Consider the following 22,346-nt stretch of genomic DNA (forward strand, 5'->3'; position numbering starts at 1 on the left):
GGGTTGGGAGGGGCGGCGTTCGCGTACGTCACGCAGTGGTTCACGAACGCGGTGGACTATCCGTTGAACGTGGGAGGCCGGCCGCTGCACAGCGTGCCCACGAACCTGCCCATCACGTTCGAGCTGGCGGTGCTGAGCGCGGCGCTGACGGTGTTCGGCGCGCTGATGTTGCTCTTCGGCTTCCCGCACGTGACGCACCCGGTGTTCGACGTGGAGTCCTTCCGCAGCGCGTCCGTGGACGGCTTCTGGGCGAGCGTGGCGGTGGACGGGGAGGACGCGCCGAAGGTGGAGGCGGCGCTGCGCGAGCTGGGAGCGCGGCAGGTGTCGGTGGTGGCGGAGGGAGCGCGATGAAGCGCTGGACGCTCATGGCGCTGCTGGGCGGGATGGCCGCGTGCGACGACACGGATCCGATGGCGTCACAGCCGCGAGCGGAGGCGTTCGGGGCGAGCGAGTTCTTCGACGACGGCCGGGCCATGCGCCCCCTGGTGCCGGGGACGGTGGCTCGGGAGTGGCGCACGCGTGGGGACACGCAGGGGCTCACGGCGGAAGGGACCTGGCTTCAGGCCGTGCCGGTGCCGTTGACCCGGCAGCTGCTGGAGGAGGGGCGCACGGCCTATGAGACCTGGTGCGCGGTGTGCCACGGGCTGACGGGAGACGGGGACGCCATCGTGGCCCGGAAGATGCCGCAGCGCCGGCCGCCCGGGCTGTTCGTGCCGCACGACCACGCGAGCCAGGTGGTCTACGGCGTCGTGGAGGGCGAGGCCCCGTACACGGGAACGCAGGCCGTGACCGCGAGGGTGGGGCCGGATGCGTTCCCGCTGCCCCAGCGAGTGGACGGGTGGGGCGCCGTGAGGGACACGGCCGATGCGGGGCGGCCCGCTGTGCCGGACGCGGGACGCGTGAAGGTGAGTGACGCGGACGCGGCGCGGGCCCGGCAGGTGGCGCTCGTGGGGCCACGAGGCCTCGCGATGGAAGGACGGCTCAACGAGCCCTCCACGACGGGAGACCTGCCGCACCCGCTGGGCTTCTACTTCGCGGTCATCTCCCAGGGCTTCGGCGTGATGCCCGCGTACGGACCGCAGCTCACGCCCCATGAACGCTGGGCCGTGGTCGCGTACCTGAGAGCCCTGGGCCGCAGCCAGCGCGCGCCGCTCACCGTCGCACCGCCCGAAGTGCAGGCGCGGCTGCGCCAGGAGGTCGGAGCACCATGACGCCTCCCGTGCTCCCACGCTTCGAGGGCGGACAGCGCGTGCTGGGCGTCAGCGCGGCGCTCGGCGTCGTAGGGCTTGCCGCCACTGCCGTCGGCGCCTTCCTCGACGTGCGTCAGGCCCTCGCGGGCTACCTCTTCGGCTTCTCCTACTGGCTGAGCCTGTGTCTGGGCGCGCTGCTGCTGCTCGCCGCCTTCCACGCGTCAAAGGCGCGCTGGCCCGTGGTGCTGCGTCGCGCGCTGGAGGTCACGGCGGCCACCGCGCCGCTGTTCCTCGTGCTGTTCGTGCCCCTCGCGCTGGGAATGCGGCACCTGTATCCGTGGGTCGCGCCGTCCGCGGACCTGGGCGAGCACACGCTGCACGTGCTCGAACACCGGCGGCTCTACAACAACGTGCCCTTCTTCCTGGTGCGCGCCGCGCTGTACTTCCTCACCTGGGGACTGGTGGGCCACCTGCTGCACCGCTGGTCCGTGCGCCAGGACGCGACGGGCGACGTGCGCTGGACGCTGTGGCAGCGGCGGCTGGGCGGGGGCTCGCTGCCCGCGCTGGGTCTCACGTTCTCCTTCATGACGCTGGACTGGATGATGTCGCTGGAGGCGACGTGGCAGTCCACCGTCTACGCCGTCCACGTCTTCTCCGGTGCGTTCGTGGGCGCGCTGGCCTTGATGATCATCGCGGGCGCGGCCACGCGCGGCACACAGCACTTCGGCAGCTTGATGTCCCCGGGCCACTACCACCGGCTGGGCACGCTGATGTTCGCCTTCGTCTGCTTCTGGGCCTACATCGCCTATTCGCAGTTCATGCTCATGTGGGTCGCCGCCCTGCCTGAGGAGGTGAGCTGGTACCGCGTTCGCCTGGAGGGCGGCTGGGGCGTGCTGTCGCTCGTGCTGGTGCTGGGTCACTTCGTCATCCCCTTCGCCCTGCTCCTGTCGCGCGAGCTCAAGACGCGTCCGCGAGTGCTGGGGGCCGTGGCGTTGTGGCTGCTCGGGATGCACGCCGTGGACGTGGCGTGGCTGCTGTTCCCCTCGCTCTCCCCGGAGCGCGTCTTCGTTCCCTGGACGGCGCTCACCGCGTGGCTGGGCGTGGGCGGGCTGTCCGTGGCGGCGGCACTCTGGCTCTCGCGTGGCGCCTATCCCGTGCCCGTGGCGGATCCGTATCTCGTCCACTCGCTCCAGGTGCGTCCGCCATGAGCGAAGCCCGTCCACCACCTCCGGAGCTGGAGCGGCTGCCCACCGCCTGGTTGCTGCGCGTCGGAGCCGTGGCGCTGGCACTGCTCGCGGCGGCCAGCGTCGCGGCGTGGGCCTTGTGGATCCTCTGGCGTCCCGAATCCGAGCGCCCCCTCCCCATGCCTCCGAGCACCCTTCAGGTGGGCATGCTCGACCAGGCCCCCTTCTCGCTGGACCGGCGCGCGGACGCGCTGAAGGCACGGCAGCGCGAGCGGCTGGACGGCTACGGCTGGGTGGACGTGGACGCGGGCGTCATCCACCAGCCCATCGACGCGGCCATGCGGCAGCTGATCTCCGAAGGTGAAGGGGGCGCGCGATGAACGAGCTGCTGCGCCGCCTCTTCTTCCTCCCGGAGCAGGGCTCCACCTTCGCCGTGAAGGTGGACCACCTGCACTTCGTCCTGCTCCTCACCACGCTGGCGGTGGGGATGGGCATTGGCGCCGTCGGCCTCTTCTTCCTCGTGCGCTACCGCCGGCGCACGGCGTCGGACCCCACGCCTCGAGTGGTGGCGCCCACGTGGCTGGAGGCGCTGTTCATCGGCGTGCCGCTGTCGCTGTTCCTGCTCTGGTTCGTCCTGGGCTTCAAACAGTTCGTCTGGGTGATGAGCCCGCCCCAGGACGCGCTGGACGTGTACGTCACCGGCAAGCAGTGGATGTGGAAGTTCACCTATCCCGGAGGCCCCAGCGCCATCGACACGCTGGTGGTGCCCGCGGGCCGGCCCGTGCGTCTGCTGCTCACCTCGCGGGACGTCATCCATTCCTTCTACGTGCCGGACTTCCGCATGAAGCGGGACGCGATACCCGGCCGCTACACCGACCTCTGGTTCGAAGCCCCGAAGCCCGGCCGCCATCAGGTGCTGTGCGCGGAGTACTGCGGGCTGGACCACTCGCAGATGCGCGGCGAGGTGGTGGTGCTGCCACCCGCGGACTTCGAAGCCTGGCGGGATGCGCAGCGCCGCAACCTCCCCGTGGCCGCGCTGCCCGGCGCCAACACCGCCGAGCCCATGGCCGTCCGGGGCGAGCGCATCGCCGCCGCGCAGGGCTGCCTGCAATGCCACACGGTGACGGGCGCGCCGCACATCGGCCCCACGTGGCTGGGGCTGTACGGCAGGCAGGAGCCGCTGGAGGGCGGCGGCGCGGTGCTCGCGGACGAGGCGTACCTCACCGAGTCCATGATGGATCCGCTGGCGAAGGTGGTGGCTGGCTACGCGCCCGTGATGCCGGGCTACCACAGCCGGTTGAGCGCGGAGGACACCGGCGCGCTCGTGGAGTTCATCAAGTCCCTGCGTCCCCTGCGCCCGGGTGTCACCGCGGCCGAGGAGCCTGTCTATGTCCCCACCGGCCGCTGAGTCCTACCTGACGGACGGGCGCACCGTGTGGTCGTGGCTCACGACGCACGACCACAAGCGCATCGGGGTGATGTTCCTGGGGCTGACGCTCTTCTTCTTCCTCGTGGGCGGCCTGTTCGCGCTGGCGCTGCGCATCGAGCTGCTCACGCCCGGCCGCACCATCATGGGGCACCTGGCGTACAACCGGATGTTCACGCTCCACGGCGTCACCATGGTGTGGCTGTTCATGATTCCGGCCATCCCGTCCGCCTTCGGCAACTTCCTGGTGCCGCTGATGATTGGCGCCAGGGACGTGGCCTTTCCCCGGCTCAACCTGGCGTCCGTGTACCTCTACGTGCTGGGAGCCAGCATCGCGCTGTGGGGCATGTTCGAGGGCGGCGCGGACACGGGCTGGACCTTCTACACGCCCTACAGCACGACCACGGGCACGGCGGTGCTGCCGGTGCTGGTGGGCGTGTTCATCATCGGGTTCTCCACCATCCTCACCGGGCTCAACTTCATCGCCACGGTGCACACGCTGCGCGCGCCGGGCCTGACGTGGATGAAGCTTCCGCTGTTCGTCTGGGCCATCTACGGCACGTCCATCATCCAGGTGCTGGCGACGCCGGTGCTGGGCATGGTGCTGCTGCTGGTGGCGCTGGAGCGGGTGGTGGGCGCGGGCATCTTCGACCCCGCGCGAGGAGGCGACCCACTCCTCTTCCAGCACCTGTTCTGGTTCTACAGCCACCCGGCCGTCTACATCATGGTGCTGCCGTCGATGGGCGTCATCAGCGAGGCGGTGTGTGCCTTCAGCCGCAAGAACGCCTTCAGCTACCGGATGATTGTGTATTCCACGCTGGGCATCGCGTTCGTGGGGTTCTTCACCTGGGGCCACCACATGTTCGCGTCCGGCCAGTCCACCTTCGGGTCCGGCGCGTTCGGCGCGATGTCGATGCTGGTGGCCATCTTCACGGCGATAAAAATCTTCTCCTGGCTGGGCACGCTCTACCGGGGCTCCATCGCCATCGAGTCGCCGCTCATCTACACGCTGGGGTTCATGTTCTTCCTCTTCTTCGGAGGAATGATTGGCGTGGCGTACGCGACCACGTCGTTGAACCTGCACTGGCACGACACGTACTCGGTGGTGGCGCACTTCCACTTCATCATGGTGGGGGCGACGGTGATGGCGTTCCTGGCGGCGCTGCACTACTGGTTCCCGAAGATGTCCGGGCGCTGCTTCCCCGCGAAGCTGGCCAACGGCGCGGCGGTGTTGATCATCTTCGGCTTCATCGCCACGTTCGTGCCGCAGTTCCTGCTGGGGAACCTGGGGATGCCCCGGAGGTACGCGGACTATCCGCCGCACTTCCAGTCACTGCACGTGGCGTCCACGGCGGGCGCATCACTGCTGGCGTTCGGGTTCCTGGCCATCGCGGGGTATCTGGCGTGGAGCCTGCGGCATGGCGCGGTCGCGGGAGCCAACCCCTGGGGTAGTGACGGCTTCGAGTGGCGGTCCGCGTCCCCGCCGCCCACGCACAACTTCTCCACACCGCCCGAGTACCCCACCGGTCCGCACGAGTACGCGAGCGAGGAGGTGCAGCATGCCGCCTGAGGCCGTGACGGAGCACTGGGGCTCCGAGGGGGCGCGCCGGCAGGCGGCGTACCTGGGCATGTGGGTCTTCATCGCGACGGAGGTGTTGCTGTTCGCGGGGTTGTTCACGGCCTATGGCGTGTATCGCTCGGTGTACCCGGAGGTGTTCCGAGCGGCGCAGCTCACGATGGACGTGGGGTTGGGCACGCTGAACACGTTCATCCTGGTGACGAGCAGCATCGTGGTGGCGCTCGCGGTGCATGCGGTGCGGGAGGACAGGCCGGGGCTGGGCGGCGCGTTGCTGCTGGCGGCGGCGCTCCTGGGCGTCGTGTTCCTGGGGGTGAAGGGCGTGGAGTACGCGCACCACGTGAAGGAGGGCGGGTTGCCGGGGGACGCGTACCGGTTCACGGAGGTGCCGCGCGTGGGCGCGAGCCTCTTCTTCACGCTGTACTACCTGCTGACGGGCTTCCACGCGCTGCACGTGACCGTGGGCGTGAGCGTGCTGACGGTGCTGGGCGTGCGGTCCGCGTCGGGGACGTTCGGCTCGGCGTACGCGACGCCGGTGGAGCTGGGCGGCATGTACTGGCACCTGGTGGATGTCATCTGGTTGTTCGTCTATCCCATCCTGTACCTGTCCTGAGGAGCGGGCCCGTGACCGAGGACGCGGTGGAGAAGCCGGAGCGTCAGCTGAGCGTGGCCGGCGTGCTGGTCGTGGGCGGGGTGCTGCTCGCGTTGACGGCGCTGACGTACGGGCTGCACAAGTTGCCGCACGGCACGTGGTCGCTGCCGGTGGCACTGCTCATCGCGGGGGCGAAGGGGCTGCTGATTGCCCTGTTCTACATGCACCTGCGAGAGCAGCGCACGAGCAACGGGCTGGTGCTGCTCACGTCCGTGGTGTTCGTGGCGGTGCTGCTGGCGGTGTGCGTGCTGGAGACGCGCACGCGCTTCCGTCCCACGATTCCCCCAGGTCCGTTCCCGGTGGAGGCCCTGCCAGGAGCGATGGAGGACCCGAGGAGCGCGAGGCCTCCGGAGCCCGCGGGTCCTCGGGAGCCGTGAGCGTCAGGGTGGGGAGGTACTCAGGGCGTGGAGTTGACGCCGCAGCCGGTCCACGCGGGTGAGGACATCCCGGAGCGCAGGCACTGTGCCGAGCGCCGCGCCGAACGCGATGTGCAGGAGGAACAGCAGCGCGGAGGAGGCTTCGCGCGCGAGGGGTGGCGAAGCGAAGGGAATCATCAGCCGGGTCATCACGGCCCACAGGCCCAGGCTGTAGAGCATTCCCAGACAGAGCGCCGCGACGGCGGTGCCCCGGCGTGGCAGCAGGAGCGCGAAGCCCGTGGCCAGTCCACCCGCCACGGCGAAGTGGATGAACAGCCCGAGCAGCACCGCGCCGGCTCCCTGGGCCGCGCCACCGCGGAAGAACAGCCCCGCCACGAGGAGCGCAGGCCTCCAGGGCTCGCCTTGCAGCACGGCCGCGAACGCGCAGGCGAGCACCGTCATCGCGAAGGCGCCCACCGTTCCCGCCAGCGCACCGGGGAGCACGGCATCGCGCACGGGGTTCCACGGCGCCACCGCATGGTCCACCGCCTGGAGCCGTCCGCGCATCCGCATCCTTCCCTCCCTTCATCGTCGAGAGTAGGAACTGCCGCTCGGAGAGAGGACCCGGTTCGGCCGTGGCGGAGACCCCGCCGGGGAAGGGCCTGGCCGCCTGGAGGGCGTGGAGGACACCCCACGTTGGAGCCTGGGTCCGCTTGGAGCCATGGACGGCCCCTGGGGGGAGGCCGTTAGATTTCCAGCTGTGATTGCCTCCGTCCGCTTCGAGCACTACCGGTGCCTGCTTCGCGTGCAGCTCGCCTTGGAGCCACTGACCGTCCTGGTGGGGCCCTCGGCGTCGGGGAAGACCGCCGTGCTGGAGGGGCTCCAACACCAGCTCGCGTACGAGCCCTCGGACTTCTGGCGGCGGGATGAGTCCCGTCCGCTCTCCATCGAATGGACGTACGCGCACGGCGACCGCACGCGCGTGGAGTATCCGTTCAGTGTGATGGACACGCTGCCCGGCCAGGGGCACTCCACGCAGCAGCTGTCGCTGAGCATGGAGGCGCTGCGCGGAGCTGGCTCGTCCGCGAAGGCGACCTGGCTGGAGCGCAAGGGCGGCAACCTCGCGAGCGTCTTCGCGGCGCTGCCCATGTCCACGCGGGACGTCATCTCCCAGGAGCTGGCCCGGCGGGTGCCGTCGCTGTCGGAGGTGGACGTGGCGCGCGACCTGGAGGACCGCTCCTTCCGGCTGCGCTTCCGCGACCGCTGGAGTCCGGACGTGTGGTTCGGCCCCGACTACGTGTCGGACGGGGTGCTGTGGCTGCTCGCGTTCCTGGTGCTGCCCTACCAGCGCCCGTTGCCGGAGCTGCTCACGCTGGACGAGCCGGAGCGCGCCCTGCACCCGGGCCTGGTGCGCGAGGTGCTGGAGCTGCTGCGCGCCATGACACGAGGCGAGTCCACGGGAGGCACGCCGGTGCAGGTGGTGTTGGCCACGCACTCGCCGGACCTGCTGGAGCACGTGCGCCCGGAAGAGGTGCGCCTGTTGTCACGAGAGCCCGCGGACGGCTCCGTGCGCGTGAGCCCCGTGCCCGCCACCGCGCTCCACTGGCGCCGCGAGTGCCGGGAGCTGCTGGACTCGCTGTAGAGTGCCGGGATGCTCCGCAGCATCCGCCTCCGGAACCTCCTTTCGTTCGGACCTGACTCCGAAGCCTTCCCCCTTCGGGCACTCAACGTCCTGATTGGGCCGAACGCGTCCGGAAAGTCCAACCTCATCGAGGCGCTGGGACTCCTCCGGGCGACTCCTGGCAATCTCCTGGCGCCCATCCGCGAAGGGGGAGGGGTCACGGAGTGGCTGTGGAAAGGCGGAACAGAGCCTGGCCCGCCCACCGCGAAGCTGGAAGTCGTTCTGGACCATCCGGAAGGGGTCATGCCACTGAGCTACCAGTTGGCATTCACGGTGGAGGGGCAGCGACTGAGCTTGGTGGATGAGCTCCTCACGAATGAGCGATCGGACGACAATGATCCGCAGCCCATGCACTTCTATCAGTTCAACGGTGGGGCTCCCGTCCTCACGGTCCGGGCGGATCTGGCGACTCGACCTGGGGCCTCCAAGGGGCGGCAATTCCGGCGCCTGACCAAGGGCTCACTGAGTTCCGAGGCGTCCGTTTTTTCTCAGCGGCGCGACATGGATGTGTACCCAGAACTGACTTTCGCAGGCACCCGGTTCGGGCTCATTTCGCTGCATCGGGAATGGAACCTGGGCCGTTACACGCCCCCACGTCTTCCGCAGCGAACTGACCTTCCGGGAGACTTCCTGCTGGAGGACGCAAGCAACCTGGGGCTCGTGCTCAACGACTTGGAGTTCCGGCCGGGTGTGAAGAAGACGCTGCTGGAGAACCTTCGCCTCCTCTATGCGCGCGTGGAGGACTTCTCGGTCAGGATCTCCGGCGGAACCGTCCAGGTGTACTTCCACGAGGAGGGCCTGAGCACGCCGATTCCCGCGACCCGCCTGTCCGACGGGACGCTGCGCTACCTCTGCCTGCTCACCCTGCTGTGCCACCCGACGCCGCCGCCACTGATCTGCATCGAGGAGCCAGAGCTAGGGCTGCATCCCGACATCCTGCCGGTCATCGGAAGGCTCCTGCGCGAAGCGAGCACGCGCACGCAGCTCATCGTGACCACCCACTCGGACACGCTGGTCTCCGCGCTCTCCGAGGAACCAGAATCCGTCGTCGTCTGCGAGCAGGAGCAGGGCGGAACGGTGTTGCGGCGCTTGGAGAAGGAAAAGCTGTCGGAGTGGTTGTCGCGGTACAGCCTGGGGGAGGTCTGGCGGATGGGCGAGTTGGGGGGAACCCGATGGTGAAGGAGATCCGGCTCTACATCGAGGGAGGCGGAAATACCAACTACGGCAAGGCGCGACTGAGGGCTGGATTCGGTCAGTTCTTCGAGGAAATCGTCCAGCGCGCGAGGAGGAGAAATGTCCGCTGGCAGCTCATCCTGTGCGGTCCGCGCGATGCCGCTTTTGATGGATTCAGGCACGCACTCAAGGATCACCCTTCCGCCTTCAACATCCTGCTCGTTGATTCAGAAGGCCCGGTGAGCAAGCCGCCCTGGGCCCATCTCGCGACGCGCGACCCATGGCAGCGTCCCGAGAATGCTTCGGACGACTCCTGCTAGCTGATGGTCCAGACCGCCGAGGCATGGCTCATGGCGGACCCCGAAGCGCTCCAGGGTTACTACGGAAAGGGCTTCGCGCTCGGGAGTCTTCCCAAGACGAATAGCGTCGAGGCCATTCCCAAGACCGTCCTCGAAGGCGCCCTGGACAAGGCAACCCAGGGGACGCAGAAGGGCCGGTACCACAAGATCGAGCACTGCTCGGACCTGCTGGGGAAGGTGGACCCCGCGCTCGTGCGCGCCCGTTCCGTGCACTGCGAGCGGCTGTTCACCGTGCTGGACGGGCTGCTGACCTGAGTCCTCGGAACGGAGGGGCTGTGTCCACCAGCGCACGGCCCCGGCTCCGCGAGTGACCTGCGGGTGACGCTCCGCGCGCGGGGCTGACGGTTGTGTGCCTGCGTCGGCGGGCCACTCCTAACGTGGGCCTCTTCGCCCATGCCCCTCCTCCTGCCCATCCTCCTGGCCCTGGCGTGCGCGCCGCTCGCCTATGTCGCGGGCCGGTGGCGTCCGGGCGCCGCGGCCTGGATGGGCGCCCTGGGCGCGCTCGCCGCGATGGGGGCGCTGGTCCGTGAATGGACAACACAGGCGCCCACGCGCCTCGTGCTCCCCTGGGCCCCCTCCTGGTGCCTGTCGCTGGAGTTCACTCGCGACGGCCTGTCCGGCCTCTATGCCGCGATGGCGCTCGGCATCGGCGCGCTCGTGGTCCTGTACTCGCGCGCGTACATGCCGCACCACCTCCACGAGGAAGGCCGTCCCGCTCGCGACGAGGTGCGCTTCCAGGGACTCCTCCTCGCGTTCATGGCCGCCATGGTGCTGCTCGTCACCGTGGATGACCTGCTGCTGCTCTTCGTGGCGCTGGACCTCACCACCATCATCTCCTACCTGCTCATCGGCTTCGACCGCGAGGACCCCGAGTCGCGCGCCGCCGCGCTCCTGTCGCTCGTGCTCACCGGCGCCACCTCCGTCGTCTTCTTCGCGGGCGCCATGACGCTGGGCCTCCAGTACGGCACCTTCTCCCTGCCGCTCGTCTTCGAACGCGCGGCGCAGAACCCCGCGTCCACCGGCGCCCTGGTGTGCCTGGCCGTGGGCGCGCTGGGCAAGAGCGCGCAGGTGCCGTTCCATTTCTGGCTGCCTCGCGCCATGGCCGCGCCCACGCCCGTGTCCTCGTACCTGCACTCGGCCGCGATGGTCGCCGCGGGCGTCTTCCTCCTCCAGCGCCTCTATCCCCTGTTCGCCCCCGCCACGGACGTGCGCCACGGCCTGCTCGCCATCGGCTTCCTGTCTCTGGGCATGGGCAGCCTCATGGCCCTGGTGGCGGATCCGTTCAAGCGCGTGCTCGCGTACTCCACCATCGCGCAGTACGGCTACGCCCTGGTGCTGGTGGCGCTGGGCTCGGAAGGCGCGCCGCTCTACGTGGCGGCCCACGCGCCGTGCAAGGCCGCCCTCTTCCTCACCGCGGGCGCCATCACCCAGGTCACCGGGAAGAAAAATCTGTCCGAGGTCGGCGGCCTGCGCCACTCGCTCCCCGTGCTCGCGGGCGCCAGCGCCGTCGCGGCGGCGGGGCTCGCCGCGCTGCCCCTCACCGTGGGCTTCTTCAAGGACGAAGTCTTCTTCCACGCGCTCGCGAAGGAGGGCCCCGCGTTCATGGCGGCCGGGCTCGTGGGCGCGGGCATGACGCTCGCGTACACGCTGCGCCTGTGGTGGGGCCTCTTCGGTGGACCGCGCCAGGACGTGCCCGCCGCACCGCGCCTGCTCGTGGCCCCCGTGGCCGTGCTCGCGGCGGCCATCCTCCTGGGCGGCGTGCTGCCGGGGCTCCTGGTCGCGCCCTCCCGCGCCGCCGCGGAGGCGATGCGTGGCGAGCCCTCCACGCTGGAGCTCGCGTACCACCTGGATGCGCGCGCGGAGAACCTGCTCGCCGTGGGGGCCTGGGTCCTGGGCGTGGCGCTGTTCGCCTCGCGCCGTGCGTGGACGCCCGCGCTCTCCCGCGTGCTGGAAGGCGCGTCCCACGTAGGCGCCGAGCGAGGCTATCGCCTGCTGCTGCACCAGTTGGACCGGCTGTCCACGTGGCTGCACGAGAAGGAGGTGCGCGACCTGCGCGACCGCGTGGCGTCCGTGCTGGTGCCCGCGGGCCTGCTGGGCCTCGCGGTGCTGGGCGTGACGCCGCTGCGCGACCGCTTCAAGGTGGGCCCGGTGGGGTGGGCGGACATCACGCTGGTGATGGCGCTCGCCTTCGCGTCCGCCGCCGCGCTGGCCACGCTGCGCGCGAAGGGTCACCTGCGGCTGGTGCTGCTCATCTCCTGCGTGGGCTTCAGCCTGGCCATGGTGTTCGCCTTCGCCGCCGCGCCCGACGTGGCCCTCACCTCCGTGCTGGTGGAGACCACCTTCACGCTGCTCTTCGCGGGCCTGTTGGCCCTGCTGCCCCGCGGCCGCCTCGCGCGTGCCCAGCACGAGGCCCAGAACCCCCGCGGACGCGACCGCCTGGCGGCCAGTGTCGCGGGCGCGAGCGCATTCCTGCTGAGCTGGAGCGCCCTGTCCCATCTCCATGCGGACCGCGTTGGCGCGCGCACGGTGCAGCTGGCGGAAGCCGCGCACTCGCCCAACGTCGTCGCCGCCGTGCTCACGGACTTCCGGGGCCTGGACACGGTGGGGGAGATGACCGTCGTGGTGGCGGCGCTGCTCGGCGTCACCAGCCTCCTGACCCTGAAGGGGAAGAAGCCATGATCTCCTTCGTCCCGCCCCTGTCGCGCCTCCTGCTGTGGCCGTCGTTGATCATCGCGCTCTCGTTCTGGCTGAAGGGCGGCGCGTCGGTGGGCGGCGGCTTCCCGGCCGGGGCGCTCGCCGGCCTCGCGGTGCTGCTCCAGTACGTCGTGGCGGGTCGAGACCAGGCCCGGCGCTACGTGGCGGTGCGGTACGCGGCGCCGCTGGCGGGCGTGGGGCTGCTGCTCGTGGTGGGCACGGCGTTCCTGCCCGTGCTCGCGGGCTACACGCCCATGAGCCTCTTCCCCCGCCCGGACCAGCCGGAGCTGGGCATAGGGGGCCTCCACCTGCACACCGCGCTCATCTTCGAGGGAGGACTGATGCTCATCGTCTTCGGGCTGGTGGTCACCGTCATCGACCGCTTCGCCCTGCGCACGGGAGCGGAGGAGGAGTCCGGACCATGATCCTCATCGCGTCCCTGGTGGTGGGCCTGTTGTTCGCGTGCGGCGTGCGCATGGTGCTGGAGCGCGAGCTGGTGCGCGTGGCGTGCGGCACGGTGCTCATCACCAACTCCAGCGTCCTGCTCATCCTCGCGGGCTCCTTCCCGGAGCGCGGCGAGGCGCTGAGCGTGCAGCAGGGCTGGCCGGTGACGGACCCGGTGCTCCAGTCGCTGGCGCTCACGGCCATCGTCATCGGCTTCGCGGTGTCCGCGCTGCTGCTCACGCTGGTGCACCGCACGCAGCGGGCGCACGGCTCGTTGCGCACGGACCGGTTGGTGGAAGCGGAGCTCAAGCGCGTGCACGCCGTGGAGAGGGAGGAGGACTCCTGATGCCGCTCTGGGGTCCACTGCTCCTGCCGTGGGTGCTGGGCGTGGTGCTGGCGTTCCTGGACGGGCGCCGCGCGTGGGTGGCGTGGCTGGCCATCGCGGGGCTCGCGGGCACGCTCGTGTGCACGGTGTGGCTGTTGCCCCAGGCCTGGAGCGCGCAGGCGCCCCAGTTCGTCACGGGAGACTGGCCCGTGGGCGTGGGCATCCGCCTGCGCGCGGATCAGCTCTCCATCGTGTTCGCGCTGGTGTCCACGTCGGTGCTGCTGGGCACGCTCGTGTACGAGCACGTGGCGGGAGGCATCACGTCACGCAGCTTCCCCGCGCTGGTGGTCTTCATGGGCGCGGGGCTCACGGGGGTGTTCTTCACGTCGGACGCGTTCAACTTCTACGTCTTCTTCGAACTGGCGATGACGTCCGCCTTCGCGCTGGCGTCGTATGGCGAGAAGCCCCGGAACCTGCGCGCCGCGTTCACCTTCGTGGTGGTGAACCTGATGGGGTCCTCGTTGTTCCTCACGGCGGTGGTGATGCTGTACCTGACCACCGGAACGCTGGACATGCTGTCCATCATCGCGTGGGGACAGGCGGGGGAGCCGTTCGCGCTGCTGGTGCCCGGCACGCTGCTCTTGTGCGCGTTCGGCGTGAAGCTGGGCTTCTTCCCATTCCACTTCTGGGCGCCAGCGGTGTACCGGGACGCGGGCCCCACGGTGGCGGCGCTGCTCGCGGGAGCGCTGGCGAACATCGGCAGCTATGGACTGTTGCGCTTCGGCGTGGACGTGCTGCCGCAGGTGCTGGCGCAGGCCCGGCCGCTGCTGGAAATCCTGGGCGCGGCGAGCATCCTCTACGGCTCCGTGCTGGCGCTCTCCCGGCGGGACACGCGCGAGGTGCTCGGGTACGCGTCCATCTCGCACGCGGGGCTCATCATCGCCGCGCTGAGCCTGGATGGCCGCGAGGGCCTGTGCGCGGCGGTGGCGCTGGCGCTGGCGGGCTCCGTGGACAAGACGGCGCTGTTCCTGGCGCAGGACCGGGGCGGCGAGCGGGCGCGCAGGGCCTACTCGGTGGCGGCCTTCAGCACGGCGGGAGTGCCGCCCACCGCGGGCTTCTGGTCCAAGGCCTGGCTGCTGCGAGCGGCGCTGGAGCAGGGGCATGCCTGGCTCGCGGGGCTGGTGGTGCTGGCGAGCGCCCTGTCGCTCCTGGCCCTCTTCCGCGCCTACCAGCGCGAGCGGTGGTTGAGGGAGGGCGCGGCCCTGCACCGGGGCACGGGCGCGGTGGTGTACGCGCTGTCCCTCGCGCTCATCGCCGCGGGCCTCTGGCCGGAGCCGCTCTTGCGCGCCGGACGCGACGCCATCCAGGGTCTGGGGACGCTGCCATGAGCCCGCGCACCCTCGTGCACATGCTGTCCCTGGCGCTGCTGTACGCGCTGATGGTGGGCAGCTTCCACCCGGTGGACCTCTCGCTGGGCGCGGTGCTGGCCCTGGGGGTGATGCGCCTGTTCCCCCTGGCGGTCCTGCCCCCGGTCCTGGGTGCTCGCGAGCACTGGCGCCGCACGCTGCACCTGCCCCGCTTCGGCTGGGCCCTGGCCGTGCTGGTGACGCGGAGTTGTTTCCATGTGCTCACGGTCATCTTCGGCCCCGCCGACCGTGCGAATCACGCGGGCGTCGTGGAGGTCCCCATGGGCGAGCGCACCGCGCGCGGCGTGCAGGTGTCCTCGTGGGTCATGTCCCTGTCCCCGGGCACGGTGCTGCTGGAGCTGGACTGGAAGAAGCGCGTGATGCGCATGCACGCGCTGGACGCGTCGGATCCGGACCGGTTGATCCGGCAGCAGGACAACTTCTACCAGCGCTACCAGCGCGCGGTGTTCCCGTAGGGAGGCGGCCTGCGATGCACAAGACCTTCTTCACCCTGGCCATCGTGTGGATGGTGGGCCTGCTGGGAGCGCTGGTGCTGCTGGCCTCACGCCAGCGGTCCTCGGCGGACATGCTCATGTCCGTGGACACCCTGGGCCTGGTCATCTGCGCGGTGTTGGCGCTGTACGGCGCGACACGCGGCGAGGCCGGCTACCTGGACGCGGCCCTGGTGCTGGCCCTGCTCTCCTACGTGCAGACCGTGGCCGGCGCCCGCTTCCTGCACCACGGCCGCACCTTCCACGACGAGGAGGACAGCCGATGATGTCCGCCATGGTGCAGTGGTTGGCCGACGGCCTGGTGGCGCTGGGCCTGTGCTTCATCACCGCCGCCATCATCGGCATGTACCGGCTGCCCTCGGTGCTCACGCGCGTGCACGCGGCGGGCGCGGTGCCCTTCGGCGGGGCGCTGGTCATCATCGGCGCCACGCTGGCGACGGCGGACGGCTGGCTCCTCCTGCGAGGGCTGCTCGTCGCCGCGTTCCTGATGCTCACCATCCCCAGCTCCGCCCACGCCATCGCCTGGCTGGCGGAGAAGCGCCCGGAGCTCGCCCACGACAAGGGCCGGCGGCACCGGCACGAACCGGAAGGCCACGAGCGGAAGTAGCCGCCCGCACGCAGGCCCGCTCCCAGAAGGGCGGGACGGGCACCGGGATGCCCCCGGGCTCCAGGGCACACCGCGGTCACTAGCTTGATGCGCGAGGGACCTCCCCCTGCCCAGGAGCCTCGCGCATGAGCGCCACCGTCAGCGACTACCTCGTCTATCGCCTCATCCAGTGGGGCGTGCGCCGCGTCTACGGCTACCCGGGCGACGGCATCAACGGCGTGATGGGCGCGCTGAGGCGCAACTCCGAAATGCAGTTCGTGCAGGTCCGCCACGAGGAGATGGCCGCCTTCGCCGCCTGCGCGCACGCGAAGTTCACCGGCGAGGTGGGCGTGTGCATGGCCACCTCCGGCCCGGGCGCCGTCCACCTGCTCAACGGCCTCTACGACGCGAAGCTGGACCACCAGCCCGTGGTGGCCATCGTCGGCCAGCAGGCGCGCACGGCCCTGGGCGGGCACTACCAGCAGGAGGTGGACCTCACCTCTCTCTTCAAGGACGTGGCCAGCGAGTACGTCACCATGGTGACCGCGCCCTCCGCCATCCGCCACACGCTGGACCGGGCCGTGAGAATCGCCCGGTGCGAGCGCACCGTGACGTGTCTGGTGTTGCCCAACGACTTGCAGGAGCTGCCCTACGAACCACCCGCGCGCAAGCACGGCACCGTGCACTCCAGCGTGGGCTACGCGTCTCCTCGAGTGATTCCCCAGGACGCGGACCTGCGCCGCGCCGCGGACGTCCTCAACGCGGGCAAGAAGGTGGCGCTGCTGGTGGGCGCGGGCGCCATGAACGCGGAGGTCGAGGTGCTGGAGGTCGCGGACCGGCTGGGCGCGGGCGTGGCCAAGGCGCTGCTGGGCAAGGCGGTGCTGCCGGACGCGCTGCCCTTCGTGACGGGCTCCATCGGCCTGCTGGGCACGAAGCCCAGCTGGGACCTGATGCAGGACTGCGACACGCTGCTGATGGTGGGGACCAGCTTCCCCTACTCGGAGTTCCTTCCGCCGGAGGGCCAGGCGCGCGGCGTTCAAGTCGACCTGGACGGCCGGATGCTCTCCATTCGCTACCCCATGGAGGTGGGGCTCGTCGGCGACGCGAAGGAGACGCTGCGCGCGCTGCTGCCCCTGCTGAAGCGCAAGGAGGACCGGAGCTGGCGCGAGGGCGTGGAGAAGGGCGTGGCGCGCTGGTGGAAGGTGCTGGAGGCGCGCGCCATGAACGACGCGAACCCCCTCAACCCGCAGCGAGTGTTCTGGGAGCTGTCCCCGAAGCTGCCCACGGACGTCATCCTCACGGCGGACTCCGGCAGCTCCACGAACTGGTTCGCGCGCGACCTGAAGGTGCGGCAGGGGATGATGGCGTCCCTGTCCGGCAACCTGGCCACCATGGGCTGCGGCGTGCCGTACGCCCTGGGCGCGAAGTTCGCGTTCCCGCACCGCCCGGTGCTCGCGGTGGTGGGCGACGGCGCCATGCAGATGAATGGCAACGCGGAGCTCATCACCGTGGCGAAGTACTGGAAGGAGTGGAAGGACCCGCGCCTCATCGTCCTGGTGCTCAACAACCGAGACCTGGGCCAGGTGACCTGGGAGCAGCGGGCGATGGCTGGCGACCCGAAGTACGCCGCGTCGCAGGAGCTGCCGGACTTCCCCTACGCGAAATACGCCGAGTCCCTGGGCCTCAAGGGAATCCGCGTGGACCGGCCGGACCGGCTCGCGGCCGCATGGGATGAAGCGTTGGCCGCGGACCGGCCCGTCGTCTTCGAGGCCTACGTGGATCCGGACGTGCCGCCCCTGCCGCCGCACATCACCGTGGAGCAGGCGAAGATGTTCGCCTCCGCCGTCGTGAAGGGCGACCCGGACGCGGGCGGCTTCCTCAAGCAGTCCATGAAGGACATGGTGGAGAACCTCCTCCCCCACAAGGGCAACAAGTCCTGACGTGGGGCAGGGCCCTCAGGCGTCCTGCTTGAGGGCCTCGGCAGGGGAGACACGCGTGGCGGCGACCGCGGGAATCCAGCTGGCAGCCAGCGCGGTGAGGAAGAGCAGCGCGGGCGCTCCCACGAAGATGAGCGGGTCGTGGGGCGTGATGCCATACAGCATCGCGGAGAGCGCGCGGGCCAGCAGCCCCGCGCCCAGCAGCCCCACGGCGAGGCCCAGGCCGGTGAGCCGCAATCCCTGGGTCACGACCAGCCGGAGCAGTCCCCGAGGCGTCGCGCCCAGAGCGCTCCGGATGCCCAGCTCCCGCGTCCGCTGCGTCACCCAGAAGGCCAGCAATCCATACAGCCCCACCGAGGCCAGGACCGCGCCCAGCAGCGCGAACGCCGCCAGCAGTCCGCCCAGCACCCGCACCCGGGCGGAGCCGGCCTCCACCACGCGGTCCAGCGGTCGGACGTTGAGGAGCCGCAGGTTCGGATCCGCTGCGCGGACCTCCTCCTGTAGCAGCGCCAGCAATTGGGGCGCCGGCAGCGAGGACTTCACCGCCAGGTTCAGGCTCTTGCGCATGTCCTGGCCCAGCGGGACGTAGAGGTCCCCGGACGGCGCCACCGAGATGCGCTCCATGGGCACGTCCCCGACGACGCCAATGACTTCCCGGGGCGCCGCGTCCCTTTCCAACTGGAGCCGGACACCCACCGGCTCCCGGCCCGGGAGGTACCGGCGCGCGAAGGCTTCGCTGACGACCACCACGGGGGGATGATCCGCTGTGTCGCCAGCATCCATGAGGCGGCCCTGCTTCAACGCGATGCCCATCGCCCGGAACGCGCCCGCGCTGGCCGGAACGTAACCGGTTCGGGGAGGCATCCCGGACGGCGGGGGCATCCCCACGATGTGGAAGCCCGCCGTCTCGCGCCAGACTTCACCCGAGAAGGGGAGCGCCGCGGTGAGCCCGGCCGAGTCCACGCCGGCGAGCGTCTCCATCCGCGCGATGAGCGCCTGGGCCAGGGCCGAGGCCCGGGCCTCATCGGGGAACTGCTCCAGCGGGAAGAACACCTCCGCGACCGTGACGTGCTCGGGCTCGAAGCCCAGCGGCACGGCCTGGAGCTTCCACAGCGTGCGCAGCATGAGCCCCGCGCCCACCAGCGGCACCAGCGCCAGGGACAGCTGTGCGACGACCAGCGCCGAGCGCGCCCAGCCCAGGGACGTCGCGCCGCGCCCTCCGCGCACCATCGGCGCGAGCACGGCCCGGGCCTCTCCGCGCGAGGCGTGGAGCGCGGGCAGCACCCCCACCAGCACCGCCGTCGCCAGCGACACGGCCGCGACGATGCCGAGCAGGGAGGGCTCGAGCCCCGGTCCGGACACGAACCAGCCTGGAATGAAGAGGGTGAGCAGGCCCCGCCCCCAGAGCGCGAGCAGCAACCCACCCACGCCACCGAACGCGGCCCGGACCGCGCTCTCCACGAACACCTGCCGGACCAGCTGCCACCGGGTCGCTCCCAGCGCGAGCCGCACCGACAGTTCGTGCATCCGCGCGCTGCCCCGCGCGAGCAGCAGGTTCGTGAGGTTCGAGCACCCCAACAGCAACAGCAGCACCGCCGCCCCGGCCGCGATCTGGAGCTGCGAAAGGGACTGTTCGACGAAGTACGCGTGGAGGGGCTCCACGTGCACCCCCACCCGTGGCTCGCCCGGGACGTCCGCCGCGGCGAGCGTGAGCGGAAGCAATTCCCCCCGGGCCTGCTCCAGGGAGACGCCCGGACGCATCCGGCCCACGACGCGCAGCGTATTGCCGCCGTCCTTGAGCACATCCAGCGCCAGGGGCTTCCACGCCTCCACCTCCGGCTCGAAGCGGAAGTCCTCCGGCAGCACGCCCACGATGACGTGCGACGTGTCGTCCAGCAGGACGCTCCGGCCCAGGACGGCGGGGTCCGCCCCATACAGCCGCTGCCACAGCGCATGGGTCAGCACCAGCTCGCGGTCGCGGCCCGGAACTTCTCCTTCCGTCCCCCAGAGCCGCCCCAGGGCGGGCTGGCCGCCCAGCAGGGGCATCAGCCCCGAGGAGGCGCGTCCCACGGTCAGCCGCGCCTCCAGCCCCGCTCCGCCCAGCAGCTGCTTCGCCACCCGCACGCCCTCGATGCCGGAGAAGCTCCGGGCACCCTCGCGCCACGCGTTCCACACGGGCAGGCTCACGCGGGTGCGGTCCTTGTGCGGCCCGGCCCCCGCGCCCGGTGTCGTCGCCTGGAAGAGGCGGACCAGTTGCTCCGACTCCGGATACGGCAGGGGTTGCCAGAGCACCGGGTACACGACGCTGAAGACCGCCGTGGTCGCACCGATGGTGAGCGCGAGCGTCAACACGACGACCGCGGTGAAGAGCTTCTCCCGGGCCATCGAGCGCAACGTGCGCCGGACTTCGTGCAAGAGCATGGACCTGTCAGGGGTGGGGGGACGAGGACGCGCGTGTAGCAACGAGGATGCCACGCACGGCCTTCCTCCGCCGGACGGAGCACGCAGCCCCGGGGCCTGACCGGAACTGGGAACGACCGTCCCACTTCCGTGAAACGGCCTACTTCGTGAGCCAGCGCATCGTCGCCTCGGTGACCACGCCGAACAGCGCCGTCTGCGCGAACAGCCAGGCGTGCTCCTCGCGTGTCCAGCTGCTCTCCGAGGCCGTCGCCTTGAAGAGGGGAAAGGCCATGCGCTCGAACGCGAGCACGCCCAGGCCCAGCAGGACACCGCTGTGCGGCAGGGACCACTTCGACGTGCGCCTTCGCACCAGGCCCCAGCCCATCCCCAAGAGGGGGCCATAGCCCGCGCGTAGCGCGAAGGCCCAGTCCGCCGCCTCCCGCCGGGACAGCTTCCGCCCGAACAGCCGGCTCAGCACGTGCCGCGCGATGTTGCGCGCGGAGTAGGGCGGCGGACGGCCCAGCGAGGCATTGCGCACGGCGACCAGCGCTCCCAGGGCGCCGGTGCCCACGGCCCCGGCGACATATGCGGCGGCGTATGGATTCCTCATGGCCTACCCCTTCATCAGGTTGCGCATCACGAACCACAGGTTGGCCGGACGCTCCGCCAGCCGGCGCATGAAGTAGGGATACCAGTGCTTCCCATACGGGACATAGACACGCACCGGATGGCCGTCCTTCGCCAGCTGCTCCTGGAGGTCGCGCCGGATGCCATACAGCATCTGGAATTCGAAGGCGCCCTTGGGCAGATGCTGACGCGCGGCGTACTCCAACGTGGCGTCAATCATCCGCTCATCATGCGTGGCGATGCCGTGATACACGCCGCTGTCCAGGAGGATGCGCATGCAGCGCACGAAGTTCGCGTCCACGTCCTTCTTGTCCGGGAACGCCACGTCGGAACCCTCCAGGTAGGCCCCCTTGCACAGCCGGATGCGGACGCGCTCGGCGCACAGGGCCTTCGCGTCCTCCTCCGTGCGCCGCAGGTAGCTCTGGAGCACCGCGCCCACGTGCCGCTCGCCGAACTCCGAGTGCAGGTCCCGCACGATGTCCAGGGTTGCCTGCGTGACGGCGCTCTCCTCCATGTCCACGCGCACGAACGAGTCCCGCGCCGTCGCGTCCGCCACCACCGCCCGCGCGTTCTGCAGCGCCAGGTTCCGGTCGAACAACAGACCGCACTGCGTGAGCTTCATCGACACGTTGGCCCGCACGCCCACCTGGTCGATGCGCGCCAGCAACCGCAGGTACTGCTTCACCTCGTCGCGAGTCTCCGGGGGTGAGCGCACCGCTTCGTTGAGATGGTCGAAGCTGGCCATCAGCCCTTTCGCCGTGAGGGCCTTCACCGCGTCCACCGCCTCCTCCAGCGTCTCTCCCGCGATGAAGCGGGACGCCAGCTGGCGAAAGGGTTTGAGCCGCGTGGCCACGTCCTTCAGGTTGGACTGACGCGACAGGAACAGCAGCGCGGAGCGGGACAGCTGGTCTGCGGCCGTGGTCATGTGGATGTGTTCCCCCCGCGACTAGAGATAACGCCTGTTCAGTCAGGGTGCCGCGAGAGGAAGTCGGACACGCGTTCATTGAACGCTTCCGGGTGGCTCATGTACGGCAGGTGACTGGCCGCCTCCAGGAACTCCAGCCGGGCGCCCGGCACATGCGCCGCCACGTCGCGCGCGGCCGCGGGCGGCACCAGCAGGTCCCGGCCCCCCTCGATGACGAGCGTGGGCACGCGCAGCTCTTGCAACCGGTGCAGGAAGTCCGCGGCCAGGATGTCACGCAGCCGCCGCATCAGCTCCAGCGGCGAAATGCGCCGGGCCTCGCGCACGATTTCCGCCCGCCCCTCCGCCGGCAGCCACCGGCCTCCCATGACCCGCGCCACCGTGGGCGCGAACACATACGCCAGCGGCCGGGGCGCCCGCACCAGCGTGGACAGCGTCAACGCCAGCCTCCGGATCTTCCGCACGCTGGCCACCGGCGACACCAGCACCAGCGCCTTCACCCGCTGGGGGTGCTCCAACGCATACGCGATGGACAGCAGGCTGCCGTAGGAGGACCCCATCAAGGCGAAGCGCTCCGGCAGCCCCGCCTCCGGGTGGTTGAGCACCGACAGGTTCCACTGGAGCGGCGTATGGGTCGCCGGTGTCTTCAGCGGCGGCGTCCACAACAGGAGGTTCCACGCCTGTGCCAGCGGCTCCATGGGCGCGAACGACCGGCCACTGGCGCCCAGCCCCGGAAGACAGACCACCGTGCGTGATACATCCCTGTTGCCCCCGGGGAAGGTGAACAGCCGCACCGCCGTGCCCCGGACGACGCGCTCCTCGCAGTCCAGCCGTTCATACCCGCGCTGGATGTCTTCCACGTCCGGCACCCGCGGCGGCGGCGGGCGGGGCGGGGC

The 22,346-nt window shown here is 70.4% G+C and carries 25 protein-coding genes; 20 read left to right on the plus strand and 5 right to left on the minus strand.

The genetic code is table 11. The features are described 5' to 3' along the window. The 8 genes from D7Y11_RS31375 to D7Y11_RS31410 all read left to right on the plus strand — a co-directional run. Positions 1-351 (plus strand): DUF3341 domain-containing protein (locus tag D7Y11_RS31375; RefSeq protein WP_126935513.1); only part of this gene is annotated, 351 nt, incomplete at its 5' end. Then, positions 348-1,211, plus strand: a complete 864-nt coding sequence (locus D7Y11_RS43920) for a cytochrome c (protein ID WP_199753824.1) — start codon at positions 348-350, stop codon at positions 1,209-1,211. The genes D7Y11_RS31375 and D7Y11_RS43920, both read left to right, overlap by 4 nt. Beyond that, complete coding sequence (locus D7Y11_RS31385) at positions 1,208-2,398, plus strand: hypothetical protein (protein ID WP_126935514.1); 1,191 nt, start codon at positions 1,208-1,210, stop codon at positions 2,396-2,398. The genes D7Y11_RS43920 and D7Y11_RS31385 overlap by 4 nt, the downstream gene beginning before the upstream one ends. Then, positions 2,395-2,754 carry a hypothetical protein gene (locus tag D7Y11_RS31390; protein WP_121753578.1) on the plus strand — a complete coding sequence of 120 codons (360 nt, stop codon included), beginning with the start codon at positions 2,395-2,397 and terminating at the stop codon, positions 2,752-2,754. Before D7Y11_RS31385 ends, D7Y11_RS31390 begins: the two co-directional genes overlap by 4 nt. Next, positions 2,751-3,782: a cytochrome c oxidase subunit II gene (gene coxB, locus D7Y11_RS31395; RefSeq protein WP_126935515.1), complete on the plus strand. Its 1,032-nt coding sequence runs from the start codon at positions 2,751-2,753 to the stop codon at positions 3,780-3,782. The genes D7Y11_RS31390 and coxB overlap by 4 nt, the downstream gene beginning before the upstream one ends. Beyond that, positions 3,763-5,370, plus strand: a complete 1,608-nt coding sequence (locus D7Y11_RS31400) for a cbb3-type cytochrome c oxidase subunit I (RefSeq protein WP_120576919.1) — start codon at positions 3,763-3,765, stop codon at positions 5,368-5,370. Before coxB ends, D7Y11_RS31400 begins: the two co-directional genes overlap by 20 nt. Continuing rightward, a complete protein-coding gene (locus D7Y11_RS31405) occupies positions 5,360-5,989 on the plus strand; it encodes a cytochrome c oxidase subunit 3 family protein (RefSeq protein WP_126935516.1) in 630 nt (209 codons plus the stop codon). Before D7Y11_RS31400 ends, D7Y11_RS31405 begins: the two co-directional genes overlap by 11 nt. Positions 5,990-6,000: 11 nt before the next feature. Then, positions 6,001-6,405 carry a cytochrome C oxidase subunit IV family protein gene (locus D7Y11_RS31410; RefSeq protein ID WP_233596991.1) on the plus strand — a complete coding sequence of 135 codons (405 nt, stop codon included), beginning with the start codon at positions 6,001-6,003 and terminating at the stop codon, positions 6,403-6,405. Between the two features lie 3 nt (positions 6,406-6,408). Here the strand turns inward: D7Y11_RS31410 and D7Y11_RS31415 are convergent, their stop codons facing one another. After that, positions 6,409-6,957, minus strand: a complete 549-nt coding sequence (locus tag D7Y11_RS31415; protein ID WP_126935517.1) for a hypothetical protein — start codon at positions 6,955-6,957, stop codon at positions 6,409-6,411. A gap of 187 nt (positions 6,958-7,144) precedes the next feature. Here D7Y11_RS31415 and D7Y11_RS31420 point away from each other — a divergent pair, with 187 nt between their 5' ends. From D7Y11_RS31420 to D7Y11_RS31470, 12 genes are all read left to right on the plus strand, one after another. Next, entirely contained in the window at positions 7,145-8,026 is an 882-nt protein-coding gene (locus tag D7Y11_RS31420; protein WP_126935518.1) for an AAA family ATPase, read from the plus strand. Positions 8,027-8,035: 9 nt separating this feature from the next. Beyond that, positions 8,036-9,244: an AAA family ATPase gene (locus D7Y11_RS31425; RefSeq protein WP_126935519.1), complete on the plus strand. Its 1,209-nt coding sequence runs from the start codon at positions 8,036-8,038 to the stop codon at positions 9,242-9,244. Further along, positions 9,238-9,558 carry a hypothetical protein gene (locus tag D7Y11_RS43925; RefSeq protein ID WP_199753825.1) on the plus strand — a complete coding sequence of 107 codons (321 nt, stop codon included), beginning with the start codon at positions 9,238-9,240 and terminating at the stop codon, positions 9,556-9,558. The genes D7Y11_RS31425 and D7Y11_RS43925 overlap by 7 nt, the downstream gene beginning before the upstream one ends. A 3-nt stretch (positions 9,559-9,561) precedes the next feature. Next, positions 9,562-9,852 carry a DUF4276 family protein gene (locus tag D7Y11_RS43930; protein ID WP_199753826.1) on the plus strand — a complete coding sequence of 97 codons (291 nt, stop codon included), beginning with the start codon at positions 9,562-9,564 and terminating at the stop codon, positions 9,850-9,852. Between the two features lie 138 nt (positions 9,853-9,990). Then, the gene (gene mbhE / locus D7Y11_RS31435; protein ID WP_126935520.1) at positions 9,991-12,276 is read left to right on the plus strand and encodes a hydrogen gas-evolving membrane-bound hydrogenase subunit E; all 2,286 of its coding nucleotides are present in this window, start codon (positions 9,991-9,993) and stop codon (positions 12,274-12,276) included. Continuing rightward, positions 12,273-12,716: an MnhB domain-containing protein gene (locus D7Y11_RS31440; RefSeq protein ID WP_120576924.1), complete on the plus strand. Its 444-nt coding sequence runs from the start codon at positions 12,273-12,275 to the stop codon at positions 12,714-12,716. Before mbhE ends, D7Y11_RS31440 begins: the two co-directional genes overlap by 4 nt. After that, on the plus strand, positions 12,713-13,081 hold the full coding sequence (locus D7Y11_RS31445) for a sodium:proton antiporter (RefSeq protein WP_120576925.1): 369 nt from the start codon (positions 12,713-12,715) through the stop codon (positions 13,079-13,081). Before D7Y11_RS31440 ends, D7Y11_RS31445 begins: the two co-directional genes overlap by 4 nt. Next, positions 13,081-14,448 (plus strand): complex I subunit 5 family protein, encoded by a 1,368-nt coding sequence (locus D7Y11_RS31450; protein ID WP_121753570.1) that lies wholly within the window; start codon positions 13,081-13,083, stop codon positions 14,446-14,448. Before D7Y11_RS31445 ends, D7Y11_RS31450 begins: the two co-directional genes overlap by 1 nt. Then, positions 14,445-14,942 (plus strand): Na+/H+ antiporter subunit E, encoded by a 498-nt coding sequence (locus D7Y11_RS31455; RefSeq protein ID WP_126935521.1) that lies wholly within the window; start codon positions 14,445-14,447, stop codon positions 14,940-14,942. The genes D7Y11_RS31450 and D7Y11_RS31455 overlap by 4 nt, the downstream gene beginning before the upstream one ends. 14 nt (positions 14,943-14,956) lie before the next feature. Continuing rightward, entirely contained in the window at positions 14,957-15,244 is a 288-nt protein-coding gene (locus tag D7Y11_RS31460) for a monovalent cation/H+ antiporter complex subunit F (protein ID WP_120576928.1), read from the plus strand. Further along, a complete protein-coding gene (locus tag D7Y11_RS31465) occupies positions 15,241-15,585 on the plus strand; it encodes a monovalent cation/H(+) antiporter subunit G (protein WP_126935522.1) in 345 nt (114 codons plus the stop codon). Before D7Y11_RS31460 ends, D7Y11_RS31465 begins: the two co-directional genes overlap by 4 nt. Positions 15,586-15,710: 125 nt before the next feature. After that, positions 15,711-17,504 carry a thiamine pyrophosphate-requiring protein gene (locus tag D7Y11_RS31470; RefSeq protein WP_126935523.1) on the plus strand — a complete coding sequence of 598 codons (1,794 nt, stop codon included), beginning with the start codon at positions 15,711-15,713 and terminating at the stop codon, positions 17,502-17,504. Between the two features lie 15 nt (positions 17,505-17,519). On the opposite strand, the gene D7Y11_RS31475 is transcribed toward D7Y11_RS31470, so the two are convergent. The 4 genes from D7Y11_RS31475 to D7Y11_RS31490 all read right to left on the minus strand — a co-directional run. Beyond that, positions 17,520-19,922, minus strand: a complete 2,403-nt coding sequence (locus D7Y11_RS31475; RefSeq protein WP_126935524.1) for an ADOP family duplicated permease — start codon at positions 19,920-19,922, stop codon at positions 17,520-17,522. A gap of 139 nt (positions 19,923-20,061) precedes the next feature. Further along, positions 20,062-20,511: a hypothetical protein gene (locus D7Y11_RS31480; RefSeq protein WP_126935525.1), complete on the minus strand. Its 450-nt coding sequence runs from the start codon at positions 20,509-20,511 to the stop codon at positions 20,062-20,064. Positions 20,512-20,514: 3 nt separating this feature from the next. Beyond that, entirely contained in the window at positions 20,515-21,453 is a 939-nt protein-coding gene (locus tag D7Y11_RS31485) for a proline dehydrogenase family protein (protein ID WP_126935526.1), read from the minus strand. A gap of 38 nt (positions 21,454-21,491) precedes the next feature. Beyond that, the coding region (locus D7Y11_RS31490) for an alpha/beta fold hydrolase (protein WP_306770476.1) at positions 21,492-22,346 on the minus strand (855 nt) is incomplete at its 5' end.

It is taken from the genome of Corallococcus sp. AB018, assembly GCF_003986945.1.
Lineage (GTDB): Bacteria > Myxococcota > Myxococcia > Myxococcales > Myxococcaceae > Corallococcus > Corallococcus exiguus.

Excerpts from the sequence above, each read along its gene's own strand:
- D7Y11_RS43920 (WP_199753824.1), top strand. The coding sequence starts at position 348 with ATGAAGCGCTGGACGCTCATGGCGCTGCTGGGCGGGATGGCCGCGTGC.
- D7Y11_RS31385 (WP_126935514.1), top strand. The coding sequence starts at position 1,208 with ATGACGCCTCCCGTGCTCCCACGCTTCGAGGGCGGACAGCGCGTGCTG.
- D7Y11_RS31390 (WP_121753578.1), top strand. The coding sequence starts at position 2,395 with ATGAGCGAAGCCCGTCCACCACCTCCGGAGCTGGAGCGGCTGCCCACC.
- coxB (WP_126935515.1), top strand. The coding sequence starts at position 2,751 with ATGAACGAGCTGCTGCGCCGCCTCTTCTTCCTCCCGGAGCAGGGCTCC.
- D7Y11_RS31400 (WP_120576919.1), top strand. The coding sequence starts at position 3,763 with ATGTCCCCACCGGCCGCTGAGTCCTACCTGACGGACGGGCGCACCGTG.
- D7Y11_RS31405 (WP_126935516.1), top strand. The coding sequence starts at position 5,360 with ATGCCGCCTGAGGCCGTGACGGAGCACTGGGGCTCCGAGGGGGCGCGC.
- D7Y11_RS31415 (WP_126935517.1), bottom strand. The coding sequence starts at position 6,957 with ATGCGGATGCGCGGACGGCTCCAGGCGGTGGACCATGCGGTGGCGCCG.
- D7Y11_RS31425 (WP_126935519.1), top strand. The coding sequence starts at position 8,036 with ATGCTCCGCAGCATCCGCCTCCGGAACCTCCTTTCGTTCGGACCTGAC.
- D7Y11_RS43925 (WP_199753825.1), top strand. The coding sequence starts at position 9,238 with ATGGTGAAGGAGATCCGGCTCTACATCGAGGGAGGCGGAAATACCAAC.
- D7Y11_RS43930 (WP_199753826.1), top strand. The coding sequence starts at position 9,562 with ATGGTCCAGACCGCCGAGGCATGGCTCATGGCGGACCCCGAAGCGCTC.
- mbhE (WP_126935520.1), top strand. The coding sequence starts at position 9,991 with ATGCCCCTCCTCCTGCCCATCCTCCTGGCCCTGGCGTGCGCGCCGCTC.
- D7Y11_RS31440 (WP_120576924.1), top strand. The coding sequence starts at position 12,273 with ATGATCTCCTTCGTCCCGCCCCTGTCGCGCCTCCTGCTGTGGCCGTCG.
- D7Y11_RS31445 (WP_120576925.1), top strand. The coding sequence starts at position 12,713 with ATGATCCTCATCGCGTCCCTGGTGGTGGGCCTGTTGTTCGCGTGCGGC.
- D7Y11_RS31450 (WP_121753570.1), top strand. The coding sequence starts at position 13,081 with ATGCCGCTCTGGGGTCCACTGCTCCTGCCGTGGGTGCTGGGCGTGGTG.
- D7Y11_RS31455 (WP_126935521.1), top strand. The coding sequence starts at position 14,445 with ATGAGCCCGCGCACCCTCGTGCACATGCTGTCCCTGGCGCTGCTGTAC.
- D7Y11_RS31460 (WP_120576928.1), top strand. The coding sequence starts at position 14,957 with ATGCACAAGACCTTCTTCACCCTGGCCATCGTGTGGATGGTGGGCCTG.
- D7Y11_RS31465 (WP_126935522.1), top strand. The coding sequence starts at position 15,241 with ATGATGTCCGCCATGGTGCAGTGGTTGGCCGACGGCCTGGTGGCGCTG.
- D7Y11_RS31470 (WP_126935523.1), top strand. The coding sequence starts at position 15,711 with ATGAGCGCCACCGTCAGCGACTACCTCGTCTATCGCCTCATCCAGTGG.
- D7Y11_RS31475 (WP_126935524.1), bottom strand. The coding sequence starts at position 19,922 with ATGCTCTTGCACGAAGTCCGGCGCACGTTGCGCTCGATGGCCCGGGAG.
- D7Y11_RS31480 (WP_126935525.1), bottom strand. The coding sequence starts at position 20,511 with ATGAGGAATCCATACGCCGCCGCATATGTCGCCGGGGCCGTGGGCACC.
- D7Y11_RS31485 (WP_126935526.1), bottom strand. The coding sequence starts at position 21,453 with ATGACCACGGCCGCAGACCAGCTGTCCCGCTCCGCGCTGCTGTTCCTG.